Annotated in this window: 14 protein-coding genes and 1 pseudogene; 11 read left to right on the top strand and 4 right to left on the bottom strand. The window is 65.1% G+C overall.

Going from position 1 to position 11,875, the window contains the following annotated elements; translation table 11 throughout:
• Positions 1 to 121 precede the first annotated feature (121 nt).
• The 3 genes from B5E67_RS10480 (at position 122) to B5E67_RS10470 (ending at position 3,033) form a co-directional block, all read left to right on the top strand.
• Positions 122 to 880: a MerR family transcriptional regulator gene (locus B5E67_RS10480; protein ID WP_087385216.1), complete on the top strand. Its 759-nt coding sequence runs from the start codon at positions 122 to 124 to the stop codon at positions 878 to 880.
• A 414-nt stretch (positions 881 to 1,294) separates the two neighbouring features.
• Entirely contained in the window at positions 1,295 to 2,113 is an 819-nt protein-coding gene (locus B5E67_RS10475) for an alpha/beta hydrolase (protein WP_087385214.1), read from the top strand.
• 62 nt (positions 2,114 to 2,175) lie between these two features.
• The gene (locus B5E67_RS10470; RefSeq protein WP_087365818.1) at positions 2,176 to 3,033 is read left to right on the top strand and encodes a DMT family transporter; all 858 of its coding nucleotides are present in this window, start codon (positions 2,176 to 2,178) and stop codon (positions 3,031 to 3,033) included.
• A 500-nt stretch (positions 3,034 to 3,533) separates the two neighbouring features.
• On the opposite strand, the gene B5E67_RS10465 is transcribed toward B5E67_RS10470, so the two are convergent.
• The 4 genes from B5E67_RS10465 to rpmB form a co-directional block, all read right to left on the bottom strand.
• On the bottom strand, positions 3,534 to 4,370 hold the full coding sequence (locus B5E67_RS10465) for a sugar phosphate isomerase/epimerase (protein WP_087385212.1): 837 nt from the start codon (positions 4,368 to 4,370) through the stop codon (positions 3,534 to 3,536).
• A gap of 14 nt (positions 4,371 to 4,384) precedes the next feature.
• Positions 4,385 to 5,200 carry a hypothetical protein gene (locus B5E67_RS10460; RefSeq protein ID WP_087385210.1) on the bottom strand — a complete coding sequence of 272 codons (816 nt, stop codon included), beginning with the start codon at positions 5,198 to 5,200 and terminating at the stop codon, positions 4,385 to 4,387.
• Positions 5,201 to 5,222: 22 nt separating this feature from the next.
• On the bottom strand, positions 5,223 to 5,399 hold the full coding sequence (locus tag B5E67_RS10455) for a DUF4250 domain-containing protein (RefSeq protein WP_087249457.1): 177 nt from the start codon (positions 5,397 to 5,399) through the stop codon (positions 5,223 to 5,225).
• A gap of 75 nt (positions 5,400 to 5,474) precedes the next feature.
• Positions 5,475 to 5,663 (bottom strand): 50S ribosomal protein L28, encoded by a 189-nt coding sequence (gene rpmB, locus B5E67_RS10450; RefSeq protein WP_087249459.1) that lies wholly within the window; start codon positions 5,661 to 5,663, stop codon positions 5,475 to 5,477.
• A 249-nt stretch (positions 5,664 to 5,912) separates the two neighbouring features.
• On the opposite strand from rpmB, the gene B5E67_RS10445 reads away from it, so the two are divergent.
• From B5E67_RS10445 to B5E67_RS15940, 8 genes and pseudogenes are all read left to right on the top strand, one after another.
• A complete protein-coding gene (locus B5E67_RS10445) occupies positions 5,913 to 6,584 on the top strand; it encodes a site-2 protease family protein (protein WP_087385208.1) in 672 nt (223 codons plus the stop codon).
• Positions 6,585 to 6,588: 4 nt separating this feature from the next.
• Positions 6,589 to 7,326, top strand: a complete 738-nt coding sequence (locus tag B5E67_RS10440) for a ScpA family protein (RefSeq protein ID WP_087385206.1) — start codon at positions 6,589 to 6,591, stop codon at positions 7,324 to 7,326.
• A 3-nt stretch (positions 7,327 to 7,329) separates the two neighbouring features.
• Positions 7,330 to 7,869: an SMC-Scp complex subunit ScpB gene (gene scpB / locus B5E67_RS10435; protein ID WP_087249464.1), complete on the top strand. Its 540-nt coding sequence runs from the start codon at positions 7,330 to 7,332 to the stop codon at positions 7,867 to 7,869.
• Positions 7,866 to 8,624, top strand: a complete 759-nt coding sequence (locus tag B5E67_RS10430) for a hypothetical protein (RefSeq protein WP_087385204.1) — start codon at positions 7,866 to 7,868, stop codon at positions 8,622 to 8,624. The genes scpB and B5E67_RS10430 overlap by 4 nt, the downstream gene beginning before the upstream one ends.
• A gap of 107 nt (positions 8,625 to 8,731) precedes the next feature.
• A complete protein-coding gene (ytfJ, locus tag B5E67_RS10425; protein WP_087385202.1) occupies positions 8,732 to 9,154 on the top strand; it encodes a GerW family sporulation protein in 423 nt (140 codons plus the stop codon).
• Positions 9,155 to 9,206: 52 nt separating this feature from the next.
• Positions 9,207 to 10,046, top strand: a complete 840-nt coding sequence (locus B5E67_RS10420; protein ID WP_087385200.1) for a pseudouridine synthase — start codon at positions 9,207 to 9,209, stop codon at positions 10,044 to 10,046.
• A 134-nt stretch (positions 10,047 to 10,180) separates the two neighbouring features.
• The gene (locus B5E67_RS10415) at positions 10,181 to 11,500 is read left to right on the top strand and encodes a carboxyl transferase domain-containing protein (protein WP_087385198.1); all 1,320 of its coding nucleotides are present in this window, start codon (positions 10,181 to 10,183) and stop codon (positions 11,498 to 11,500) included.
• A gap of 246 nt (positions 11,501 to 11,746) precedes the next feature.
• Positions 11,747 to 11,875: pseudogene (locus B5E67_RS15940) on the top strand (acetyl-CoA carboxylase biotin carboxyl carrier protein subunit); the annotation flags it as partial.

The following is an 11,875-nucleotide window of genomic DNA, read 5'->3' as shown; positions in this document are numbered from 1 at the left end:
CAGCCCCCGCCGGGGCCGGCGGTTTTTGTTGTCCGGGGCACAGCCGGGCTTTTTTCCCGCTGGGGGCTTGACATTGACGCGGCGTCAACGGCTATACTGGCCTCAAGGAGGGAACCACACCATGGAATACACCATTCAGGAACTGTCGCGCCTGTCGGGGGTGACCACCCGCACCCTGCGCTGGTACGACCAGATCGGCCTGCTGAAGCCCAGCCGCATCGCGGCCAACGGCTACCGCTGCTACGGCCCGGCCCAGGTGGACCGGCTGCAGGACATTCTCTATTACCGGGCCCTCGGGGTGGAGCTGGCCCGGATCAAGGCGTACCTGGACGACCCCTCCTTTGACCGCCGGGCGGCCCTGAAAAGCCATCTGGCCGCCCTGGAAACCCGGCGCCGCCAGCTGGACCGGCTGATTGATTCGGTCCAGCGGACCATCGACGCCCAGGAAAGGAACGAGATCATGAACGACCACGAGAAATTTGAAGCCTTCAAAGAGGAAACCATCCGGCGCAACGAGGCCGACTACGGCCCGGAGGCACGCCGCCGCTACGGGTCCGGCCCAGTGGACGCCGCCCACAAGGCCATCCGGGGGATGACCCCTGCGGCCTATCAGGAATGGACCAGCCTGGACCAGGAAATCCTCGCCCGGCTGGAAGACGCCGTCCGGTCCGGGGCCTCCCCTGACGGGCCGGAAGGCCAGGCCCTGACCCGGCTCCACCGCCGGTGGCTGGCCTTTACCATTCCCACCTGCGACGCGGCCCAGCACCGGGGCATCGCCGCCCTCTATGTGGCAGACCCCCGCTTCACCGCCTACTACGACCGCAATCTCCCCGGCTGCGCCCGGTTTTTGTCCGAGGCCGTGGCCCGCTGGGCGGAGTAAGAGGGCCAACAGCTGATAAAGAGGCCGGAGCACCGCACTCCTGCGGTGCCCTGCATGTTCGGTGCATCAAGGCGGGGGCGCGCAAAACCGAGGTACAGCTCCGGGCTGCCGCTGCCCGAATTCTCTGCAACGGACATGGCCGTGGTGTTTATCGCAGGGCAAATATAGGGAGCTGTCCGGACGTGACGGGAAGCCAGGCCACGCAAAACCTTGCATCGCACCGCGCCGCAGGCGCAAACGCCGGGAGCGAGCCGGAGCGTAAATGTTCCGCGGAACGGCCGGAGACCCGGAAAGTGTATGGTACCCAGTGAAAAGCTTTTTGCCTACTTTTTCTCGAAAAAGTAGGCAGGTTTGGATTGAAGCCGGATGCAAAACCTGATATAATCGGTCAAAAACATTCCAGGAGGCAGCTTCATGCAGGAGCACATCTTCTCTACCCTCAGCGGGGATATTCATTACTGGACCGATTTCAGCGCACCGGAGACTATGACTTTGGTCTTTTTGCCCGGCCTCACCGCCGACCACCGTCTGTTCCAAAAACAAATCGAATCCTTTGAGGGCCGGTATCGCCTGCTGGTCTGGGACGCGCCCGGCCACGGGGCATCCCGGCCCTTCCATCTGGACTTCACCCTGCGGGACATGGCCGACTGGCTCCACAAAATCCTCCAGCAGGAACAGGTGGACACCTTCTGCCTGATCGGCCAGTCCATGGGCGGATATGTGGCCCAGAGCTTCCTCCAGACCTATCCCGACGAGGCCGCCGGCTTCATCTCCATTGATTCGGCCCCCCTCAAGCGGCCCTACACCACCAGCGCCGAAATCTGGATGCTGCGCCACTGCGAACCGGTGTACCAGGCCATCCCCTGGGACCTGCTGCGGAGCGCCGGTCCCATCGGCTGCGCCGAGACCCCCTACGGCCAGGCCCTGATGCGCCAGATGATGGACTGCTACGGCCATGCGGAATACGCCGCCCTGTCCGGGCACGGCTTCCGCATTCTGGCCGACGCCATGGCCGCCAACCTCCCCTACCGGATCGACTGTCCCGCCCTGCTGCTGTGCGGCATCCGGGACCACGCCGCCTCCACCCAGCGCTATAACCGGGCCTGGGCCCAGGGCGAGGGCCTGCCTCTGGTCTGGGTGCCCGCCGCCGGCCACAACTCCAACACCGACAACCCGGTCTTTGTCAACCGGCAGATCGACCTCTTTGTCCGCAAGCTCTCCCCGCTGCTGTGACGCCGGGCCCTGCTGCAACACGAAATCACCTTTTTGGGACGGAGAAACGGAGGCATCATCCCATGAACAAACACACCGGCACCTTATGCGTCTTTCTGGCGGCGCTGCTGTACAGCATCGGCGGTCTGTGCATCAAGGTCATCCCCTGGAACGGCATGTCCATCAACGGCGCACGCACCCTCATCGCCCTGGTGGTCATCGGCATCTATCTGGCCATCATCCGCCACAAACCCCGGTTCAACCGGTGGATCTTCCTGGGCTCGCTATGCATCTTCGGCACCAACGCCCTCTATTCCGTGGCCAACAAGCTGACCACCGCCGCCAACACCATCGTCCTCCAGTTCACCGCCCCCATCTTTGTCATTGTCTTTTCGGCCCTGTTCTGGAAGCGCCGGCCCCAGAAACTGGACATCGCCGCCTGCGTGGTGGTGTTCGGCGGGGTGCTGTTCTTCTTTGTGGACAGTCTGGAGGCCGGCGGCGCCCTGGGCAATGTGCTGGCCATCCTGTCCGGCGCGGCCTACGGCGGCGTCTTCCTGCTGAACGATTTCCCCGACAGCGACGCCATCTCGGCGGTCTTCTGGGGTGACGTGCTGTCGGCGGTGACCGGCCTGCCCTTCCTGCTGCAGGAACAGCCTCTGGCCCCCACCGCCCTGTTCAGCCTGGTGATTCTGGGCGTCTTCCAGGTGGCGGTGGCCTACATCCTGCTGACCATCGGCCTGCGCACCACCCCCGCCGTCACCGCCAGCCTGGTGTCCGGCATTGAGCCGGTGCTCAATCCCCTGCTGGTGGCGCTGTTTTACGGCGAGACCATCGGCCGGTTCGCCTTCGTCGGCGCGGCGGTGGTCATCTGCGGCGTGGTGGGCTACAACGTCCTGAAAGGCATGCAGGACAAGACCGCCCAAAGCCAAAAGACGGCCTGATCCCCAAAACCACAAAAAAGACCCCGTTTCCATCAGGAACCGGGGTCTTTTCTTATACCTGAAAACATAGCACCACCAGCCCGCCCGGGCGAGCATATGGTACCAATCGGAGCGGCGGGCAAAAGCCGTTAAGAAAAAACCGGGCCGTCTTTTGTAAGCGCTCGAAGTTTTAACGGGCCAAGGCCGTCGCGTTTTTTTAGGCTTTTGCCCAGAGCGACCACTTCTTTTGGGTCCAGGGTTCAGACCCTGGTCGTTAGGGTGGGTAGGGAGTCCAGAGGGCCTAGGGAGGGGGAGTCGAAACCCCCTCCCTGGCCCTCTGGCCCCAGCGGAGCGAACAAAGACGAAAAAGAAAAGAAGTGTTAAAGGTAGGGCAGCAAAGCACAAGAAAACCATCCCTCCGGACTCCAGGTTGCTCCCGCCATCCAAAAAACAAAAGCGCCCCGACCGTTCGAGTGCATCGTCCGGTCAGGGCGCAAACAGGGGAGAGGTCCCCGCGGTATTTATTTGTAGAACTGCTCCATGAAAGCGATGTCGCTGGCGGCCCGGGCAGGGACAGCCTCCTCCCGCAGGACGGGCAGGCTGGCCTGAGGCAGCTGGCGCAGCATGGCGAAGCCGCCGGCATAGTCGATGGCGGAATCCTCCAGGCTGGTGGAATAGTGGCTGCCGTCGGGTTTAAAGGCCTGGCCCTTGAAATGGACGGCGGCGATCTTGTCGCCGTACCAGCTGCCCACCTTGTCCCAGATGCGGCGCTGGTCGTCCAGAGCGGCGTTTTCGGCGCCGATGTAGTTGGCCAGATCGCAGATGATTTTCAGGTTGGGGCTGGCCATGGTGTCCAGCACCATCCGGGTGGCCTCGGGGGTGTTCATGGCGTGGTGGTAGACGCACTCGATGCCGAACAGCACCCCTGCTTCCTCGCAGGCGGGCAGAATCTCGCCCAGACTCCGCAGCAGGGCCTCCTGGGCATCCTGACGGCGGACGCCGGGCTGCTTGGCCATGGGGGTGGTCTCGCTGCCCATGCAGCGGGCCCCCAGAATCCTGGCGTTGCCGATCTGGCTCAGGACCTTGGCCACTTCGGCCTTGCGGCGGTCCTCATCCACATAGCTCAGCTCCACATAGGTGCCGTAGACGGCGATGGAGACCCCGGTGTCCTGGACGGCCTGACGGGTGGCTTCCACCAGCTGGGGGGTGACGTCGCTGTAGCTGGACACCCCTTCCACCGCTTTGGTGTAGGCCAGCTGGGTGCAGGCGAAGCCTGCCTGCCCGATGGCTCCCAGCAGGTCGGCGGGGGTATGGCGGCCGAAGTCGTGGCCCCGGGCGCCGGTGATGAATGCAGGCATGGTTTTTCCCTCCCTCAGCTGAACAGCCGGTTGGTGAACACGTCAAAGGCCCGGGCCCACCAGTGCCACTCGTGGGTCACGTCCTGGCCCCAGATCTCGGTGGATACCGGGATGCCGGCGGCCTTGAGGGCCTCGTCCAGGGCCAGGGTGGAGGCCAGAGCTTCCGGCTCCCGGCCGTCCTGGGCCTGGCCGGCGTACAGGAGAATCTGCCGGCCCTGGAGGGCGGCCTTGTCGGCGCTGTCCAGCAGGCCCACCGCCAGAGCGGCCAGGGGACTGTTGCGCAGGGCCAGATCGTCCTCGGCGCCGCCCATCCGGCCGGCCACGTCGTACCGGCCCGACAGGCCGATGGCGCCGCAGAACAGTTCGGGCCGCCGCAGCAGGCAGTTCACCGCCTGGTAGGCGCCCAGGTCGGCGCCCGTCACCCACAGCACCGGCTTGGGGGCGGCGGCCTTTTCGGCCGGCTTGTCCGCCTCGGCCGCAGAGGCGGCTTTGGCAGCGTTGCCGGCGGCGTTCAGGGCAAGGACCCGGGGAACCAGCTCCCCGGTGATGTAGCAGAAGTACTTCTCCTGCATTTCGGCCCGGCGGCGGGGAGACAGGCTCCCGTTCAGCAGGCCCTCGGCGTCGATGCTGTCGGCGCAGAACAGCTGAATCCGGCCGTTCTGGATCAGCCAGGCGGCGGCGTCGGGCATGGCGTTGTTCTCCCAGTCGTAGAACCGGCCCCCCTCGCAGGGGAACGCCAGCACCGGCACGCCCGCCGTGCCGTAGACCTTGAACTCCATGTCCCGGCCCAGGGCCGCGCTCCATTCCTTATAATAGATGCCTTCCATCATGATGCAGAGCCTCCTTGCGTCGTTATTTGAACTGATTTTGCTGGGGGTCGTACTGGTAGCCGGCCGCGGCCAGTTTGGCACACAGATCGGCCTGGTCCACGTCCAGGTCCTCGCACAGGGCGTCCAGGGTGGGGTAGTAGTCCCGGAGCTTCAGGTTCACAACGCTCAGCAGCATGACGGGATCGCCGGGCAGCGCCATAGAAAACACCTCTTTCTGCACAATAAAACAAAAAGCCGGCCACGCCAAACGTGACCGGCAACATACACCACAGACTTAGACAGCGCGGGTAATCTTGCCAGCGCGCAGGCAACGGGAGCATGCATAGACGTACTTGGGGGAGCCGTCGACGACCGCCTTGACGCGGCGGACATTGGGCTTCCAGGTACGGTTGGAGCGGCGATGAGAGTGGGAGACCTTGATACCAAAGGTCACGCCCTTGCCGCAGCATTCACACTTAGCCATGATTTTCGCACCTCCTATGAAGTGAAATCAGAAAGGGAATTCAAAACAATACAGTGTAATCAGCCCTATCATTTTACCAGACGCGGCGGAAAAATGCAAGTACCTTTTCAAAAAAGATCGCGGTTTTTTGCAAAGAGAGGATGTGAGGCCTTGTGCGGCGGTGGAAAAAATAGTATCATGGAACCATCCCCGCGGCGGGCGCAGGCCCCCGGGGGGAGAGTTTAAGGAACAACGGAGGAACCCAACCCTATGACCATGGGTATCTATTATCTCACCCGGCTGCTGGTGGCGCTGGTGGCCATCCCCTGCCATGAGGCGGGCCATGCGCTGGCCAGCTGGCTGCTGGGCGACCCCACCGCCCGCCAGCACGGGCGGCTGTCCCTGAACCCTCTGCGCCACTTTGACCTGCTGGGCACCATCTGCATGGTGGTGGCGGGGGTAGGCTGGGCAAAGCCGGTCCCCACCGACGCCCGCCGGTTCAAGCATCCCAAGGCCGGCATGGCCATCACCGCCCTGGCGGGCCCGGCGGCCAACCTGATTCTGGCCTATCTGTCCATGGCGGTGTGGAAGGCTGTCTATTACTGGGCCCCCGAAAATGACCTGACCCTGTACGCCACCTACTTTTTACGCTATATGGTGCTGATGAATGTGGGCCTGGCGGTGTTCAACCTGATCCCGGTTCCGCCCCTGGACGGCAGCCGGGTGCTGCTGGTGTTTTTGCCCCAGCGGCTGTATTTCGGGGTGATGCGTTACGAAAAGGTGATTCTGGCCATCCTGTTGGCAGTGGTGTGGTACGGCGCCCTCAACGGGCCCATCGCCCTGATGTCCAACGCGGTGTGGGGCCTGCTGTATGAGGGCACCGGCTGGGTGGACCAGCTGGCCTATACCGCTTACTATAGCCTCATCGGGACGAAGGTGTGACGGGATGGCAGAACTGACGTTCCATCTGGAGGACTTCGACGGCCCCCTGGAATTGCTGCTGACCCTGGTACAGGCCCACAAGATGGACCTGCACAACATCCCGATTCTGGCCCTCATCGACCAGTACACCGCGGTGGTCACCGAGGCCCGGATCCAGGAGCCGGACGTGTCCAGCAGCTTCATCGAGATGGCGGCCCGGCTGGTGGAGATGAAGAGCTGGCTGCTGCTGCCCCGCAGCAAGGAGGCCGAACAGCTCAAGCAGGAGCTGACCGGCCGCCTGATTGAGTACGACCGGTGCCGGCGTCTGGCGGCCCAGCTGGGGGCCCGGGCGGCGGAGGTGACGGTGTATGTGCGGCCCCCGGCCCGGCTGGAGGCCGACCCGCTGTACCCGCTGCACCATTCGGCCCAGATTCTGGCCGACAGCTGGCAGGCCATGGCGGGCCGGGTCAAGCCCACGCCGGTGAGCCAGGAGACCTTTGAACCCCTGGTGGCGGCCCCCTTTGTGTCGGTGGAGAGCCGGGTGGTGCACATTCTGCGCCGTCTGGCGGCCGGCAAAGCCCGCCGCCTGGACCAGCTGTTCCCGCCGGATCAGGAGGTGTCCGCCACGGTGGCCACCTTTCTGGCGGTGCTGGAACTGGTGCGGGCGGGCCGCCTGGAAATCGCCGGGGACGGGGGTTTGACCATCCGCCGGGGCCGCCTGGCCCGTCCGGCCCCGCCCCCGGCGGAAAAGGAGGAAGGATAAACCATGGAGCATATGGAACTGGAGGCCCTGCTGGAAGCGGTCCTCTTTGCCCACGGGGAGCCGGTGGGGGCGGACAAGCTGGCCGCCGCCCTGGAACTGCCCGAGGCCAAAATCACCGCCGGCCTGGCCGCCCTCCAAAAGCGGTACGAGGCCCCGTCCAGCGGCCTGACCCTGCTGCATCTGGGGGACCACTGGCAGCTGGCCACCAAAAACCAGTATGGCTACTGGGTGCGCAAGGCGCTGGAAACCCGCCGGGCGGTCCCTTTGTCCCCGGCGGCGCTGGAGACATTGACCGTCATCGCCTACAATCAGCCGGTGTCCCGGGCCTTCATTGAACAGGTGCGGGGGGTGGACTCCTCCTCCAGCGTGGCGGGCCTGCTGGAAAAGGGCCTCATCGAGGAGGCGGGCCGGCTGGACCTGCCGGGCCGGCCGGTGAGTTTCCGCACCACCGACCATTTTCTGCGGGTGTTCGGGCTGTCCAGCCTGGAAGACCTGCCGCCCATCCGCGCCGAGGCGGAGGAAGGAAAGGAGGGCCCCGCATGAGCATTCTGGGAGCCGTGGCGGCCGCCGTGCTGTTTGTGCTGCGGGCGGTGCTGATTCTGCTGGGGGTGGTGCTGGCCCTGGCTGTGCTGGGTCTGGTGATTCCCTTTTGCGCCGATGTGGCGTGGGAGGGCGACCCGGAAGGGGAGACCGACGGCACCCTGGAAGTCCGGGCGGGCGCGCTGGGCCTGACCTTTCCGGTCTGGCGGTATCCCGCGCCCCCCGCGGAGGAAGCCGCTTCCGGTCCGCCGGCAAAACCTGGTTTTTTTGCCCGCGCCTGGTCTAAACTGAAAGAGAAGTGGACCGCCTGGCGTCAGAAGCGGGCGGCGAACAAGCCTCCCCGCCCCAAAAAGCAGAAAGCCCCCGCCAAACCCCGGGAAAAGGCCCGCTTCACCCTCGGGACCCTCTGCACCATCCTGCGGGGTGCGGGCCGGATGACCCGGGCCGTGTTTGACGCACTGCGCATCACCCGGATTCATGTGGTGTGGCCGGTGGGGGCCGGCGCCGAGCCGGACCAGGCCGCCCGGGACTATGGCGCGGCCTGCGCCTGGCTGTACCCGGCGCTGGGGCTGGTCAACCGGTTCGTCTACCTGGATTTTGAGGAGCTGCGGCTGGTGCCCTGCGTGGAGGCGGACGCCCCCGTCCCGGCGGGACGGGTGTCCTTCCGGGTGTCGGCCCGGGCACTGTTCGTTTTTATAGCGGCGGTGCGGGTTCTCATCGAATTCTATCGGGAAAAGGTACTGGACGTATTCCTTTAATATGTGTTATACTGACCGGTAGAGGCATTCACAGGGCAGGGGCCGGAACGGCTTTCGGCCCCGCCCGCGTTTTCACTGTTTGATTGATTGTAAGGAGGCCAAAATCTATGGCTGAACATCCGATTCAGGGGCTCATGGGCGCAACGATGGATAAGGTGCGCCAGATGGCCGACGCCAACACCATCATCGGCAAGCCCATCAAGACCGACGACGGCACCACCATCATCCCGGTATCCCGCATTTCCCTGGGCTTCGGCACCGGCGGCGCCGACGGCGCCGGCAAAAACCCCGCCAACGGCGACCTGTTCGGCGGGTCGGGCGCCGGCGTCAGCATCCGGCCGGTGGCCTTCCTGGTCATCAAGGACGGCCTGGTGCGCACCATCCAGCTGTCCGATCCCTCCAACAGCGTGGACCGGGCCCTGAATATGCTGCCCGAGCTGGTGGACAAGATCCTGTCCATGCTGCCCGACAAGGCCGACAAGGCCGAAAAAGCGGAGGCCGCCCCGGCTCCCGCCGACAACGAAATGTAAAAACATTCCCACAGGTTTTGAGCGCCGGGAGGCGCACAAGGAGTAGAACATTATGGCATTGGAACGCATTCAGAAGATTATGAGCGAGCAGGGGCTGTGCTCCCGCCGCGCCGCCGAACAGATCATCGCCGAGGGCCGGGTCAAGGTCAATGGCCGGGTGGTGAGCGTGGGGGACAAGATGGACCCCGACCGGGACGTCCTCCACGTGGATGACGAGCGGATTTATATTGATAAGGAACAGAAGCTGTATTACCTGGCCCTGTATAAGCCCCGCGGCTATGTGACCACCGCCAGCGACGAGCTGGGCCGCAAGACGGTGATGGACCTGGTGTCGGATATTCCGGCCCGGCTGTACCCGGTGGGCCGGCTGGACAAGGACAGCGAAGGCCTGCTGCTGATGACCAACGACGGCACCTTTGCCAACGCCATGATGCACCCCTCGGGGGGCATCTCCAAGCTGTACCGTGTGACGGTGCAGCCCCGGGCGGAGGAGAGCCAGATTCTCCAGCTCAGCTCGGGCGTGGTGCTGGACGACGGCACCAAGACCCTGCCCTGCACCATCAACGTGGTGGTGGATGAGCCGGGCCGCACCGTCATGGAGATCACCCTGCGGGAGGGCAAAAACCGGGAAATCCGCCGGATGTGCGAGGCGGTGGGCCTGCAGGTGGTGCGCCTCAAGCGGAACGCCGAGGGCGTGGTCAAGCTGGGCATGCTGCAGCCGGGCAAGTACCGGGAGCTGACCAAGCAGGAGCTGACCGGCCTGCGTGCAGCCGCCGCCAAGGGCCGGGCCCAGACCCGCAGCGCCGCCGCGGCCGCCAAAGCCGCCAAACCGGCGCGCCGGACCGACGGCCCGGTGAAAAACCGTGCCGCCGGGCCCAAACGCCGGGGCTGAGGCGGGGTTTTCCCTGGAAAGAGGGAAAAATGGTACAAAAGTACTTGTGAAGAAGCTGACAAAATAGTATAATAAGGGCAATTGTGAAAGATATGGCGGCCTTGTGCCGCCCGAGGGAACAGGGAGGTCCGATCATGGCTTCAAAGATGAACCAAAAAGATATTCTTGCCCGGTTTTACGATGACGGTGTTTCCACGGCTCTGTTTGAGCAGGGCGCGGTGAGCGCCGCCTATGGCTGCGCCGGGGGCCAGCAGGTGTACACCCTCTGGCAGAACGGCGACGCGCTGGGCGCAAAGGACGTGGACCGTATGGTCCGCCTGCTGGACCTGGCGGCTGAGACCGGCTGCCCGGTGGTGACCTTTTACCAGGCTGCGGGCGCCAAACTGGCCGAGGGCCTGGACGCCCTGACCGCCAGCGCCAAGCTGAACGCCGCCATCGCCAAGGTGTCGGGCGTCATCCCTCAGGTGGCCGTGGTCCTGGGCGTCTGCGGCGGTTCCAGCGCGCTGGCTGCCGCCAACGCCGACGTCTGCATCATGGCCGAGGGGGCCGAGCTGTTCTTCACCCCGCCCTTCACCTCCGCCGCCAAGGGGGATAAGGTGGAAGGCGCCGGCACCGCTGCCGCCGCCGCCAAGGCCGGCGTGGCCGCCATCGTGGCCCCCGACGCCGCCGAGGCTGCCGCCAAGGCCGCCCGCATCGTGGGGATGCTGCCCTCCAACAACCTGGCCGGCCCCGCCTGCTTTGACTTCGAGGCCCCGGCTGCCGCCTTCAAGGACGGCCTGGCTCCCGAAAAGGCTGCCGCCGCCCTGGTGGACGCAGGCAGCGCCGTGGAGCTGTACGCCGGCTTCGGCAAGAACGTCTATACCGCCCTGGCCACCATCGCCGGCGAGGCGGTGGGCGTTGTGGTCACCGGCGAAAAGCTGTGCCACAGCTGCACCTCCAAGGCATCCCGCTTTGTCCGCCTGTGCGATGCCTTCAGCATCCCGGTGGTGACGGTGGTGGATACCGAGGGCTTTGTCCCCAGCGCTGCCGACGATATCGCCGGCGGCATGCGTGAGGCTGCCCGCCTGTCCGCTACCTATGCCGACGCCACCACCGCCCGGGTCTGCCTGCTGGCCGGCAAGGCCGTGGGCCCCGTCTACATCGCTCTGGCCGCCGCCGACCTGAAGATCGCGGTGGAGGGCTGCGTGGTCAGCCCGCTGGAGCCCTCGGCCGCCGTCTCGGTGCTGTATAAGGAGGAGCTGGACGCTTCGGCCAGCATCCCCGCCGCCACCCAGGCCAAGGCTGCCGCCTACGCCAAGGACGTGTGCAGCGCCCAGGCCGCTGTGGCCGCCGGCGCCGCCGACATGACCTGCGCCGCAGCGGGGGCCCGCTCCGCCGTGGTGGCCGCTCTGGATATCCTGCGCACCAAGCGCGCCTCCCGCCTGCCCAAGAAGCACGGCAACATGGCGCTGTAAAAAGCGCGCGGGGCGCGCTCCAGGGGGGACCCATTTCTGCCTGCATACGCAGAACAGAAATGTTTTCCCCCTGGTATCCCCCTTTCCGACAAAATTTCCCGGCGAACCGCGCACGCGCCGCCAAGGGCGGCCCGCACACTCTCGCCGGTCAATTTCCCTGGATGTGTCCAATCGGACGCACATGTCCTCCGATTGGACGGAATTGAAATGGCTCCGCATAAGCTGATTTTTCAGGAGGGTTTTTCGATGAAGTACTATACCATTACCGTCAACGGCGTCGCATACAGTGTCAGCGTGGAGGAGACCGCCGCAGGCGCAGCTCCTGCTCCCGCCGCTGCCCCCGCACCTGCACCCGCTCCCGCTGCCGCACCGGCC

The organism is Faecalibacterium sp. An122, from assembly GCF_002160895.1.
GTDB lineage: Bacteria > Bacillota > Clostridia > Oscillospirales > Ruminococcaceae > Faecalibacterium.
Note: the sequence above shows the minus strand (reverse complement) of the source record. Positions and strands in the feature narration are given on the sequence as shown.

Coding starts and splice junctions, on each gene's coding strand:
- B5E67_RS10475 (WP_087385214.1), top strand. CDS start 1,295: ATGCAGGAGCACATCTTCTCTACCCTCAGCGGGGATATTCATTACTGG.
- scpB (WP_087249464.1), top strand. CDS start 7,330: ATGGAGCATATGGAACTGGAGGCCCTGCTGGAAGCGGTCCTCTTTGCC.
- B5E67_RS10480 (WP_087385216.1), top strand. CDS start 122: ATGGAATACACCATTCAGGAACTGTCGCGCCTGTCGGGGGTGACCACC.
- B5E67_RS10445 (WP_087385208.1), top strand. CDS start 5,913: ATGACCATGGGTATCTATTATCTCACCCGGCTGCTGGTGGCGCTGGTG.
- ytfJ (WP_087385202.1), top strand. CDS start 8,732: ATGGCTGAACATCCGATTCAGGGGCTCATGGGCGCAACGATGGATAAG.
- B5E67_RS10430 (WP_087385204.1), top strand. CDS start 7,866: ATGAGCATTCTGGGAGCCGTGGCGGCCGCCGTGCTGTTTGTGCTGCGG.
- B5E67_RS10465 (WP_087385212.1), bottom strand. CDS start 4,370: ATGCCTGCATTCATCACCGGCGCCCGGGGCCACGACTTCGGCCGCCAT.
- B5E67_RS10440 (WP_087385206.1), top strand. CDS start 6,589: ATGGCAGAACTGACGTTCCATCTGGAGGACTTCGACGGCCCCCTGGAA.
- rpmB (WP_087249459.1), bottom strand. CDS start 5,663: ATGGCTAAGTGTGAATGCTGCGGCAAGGGCGTGACCTTTGGTATCAAG.
- B5E67_RS10460 (WP_087385210.1), bottom strand. CDS start 5,200: ATGATGGAAGGCATCTATTATAAGGAATGGAGCGCGGCCCTGGGCCGG.
- B5E67_RS10420 (WP_087385200.1), top strand. CDS start 9,207: ATGGCATTGGAACGCATTCAGAAGATTATGAGCGAGCAGGGGCTGTGC.
- B5E67_RS10415 (WP_087385198.1), top strand. CDS start 10,181: ATGGCTTCAAAGATGAACCAAAAAGATATTCTTGCCCGGTTTTACGAT.
- B5E67_RS10470 (WP_087365818.1), top strand. CDS start 2,176: ATGAACAAACACACCGGCACCTTATGCGTCTTTCTGGCGGCGCTGCTG.
- B5E67_RS10455 (WP_087249457.1), bottom strand. CDS start 5,399: ATGGCGCTGCCCGGCGATCCCGTCATGCTGCTGAGCGTTGTGAACCTG.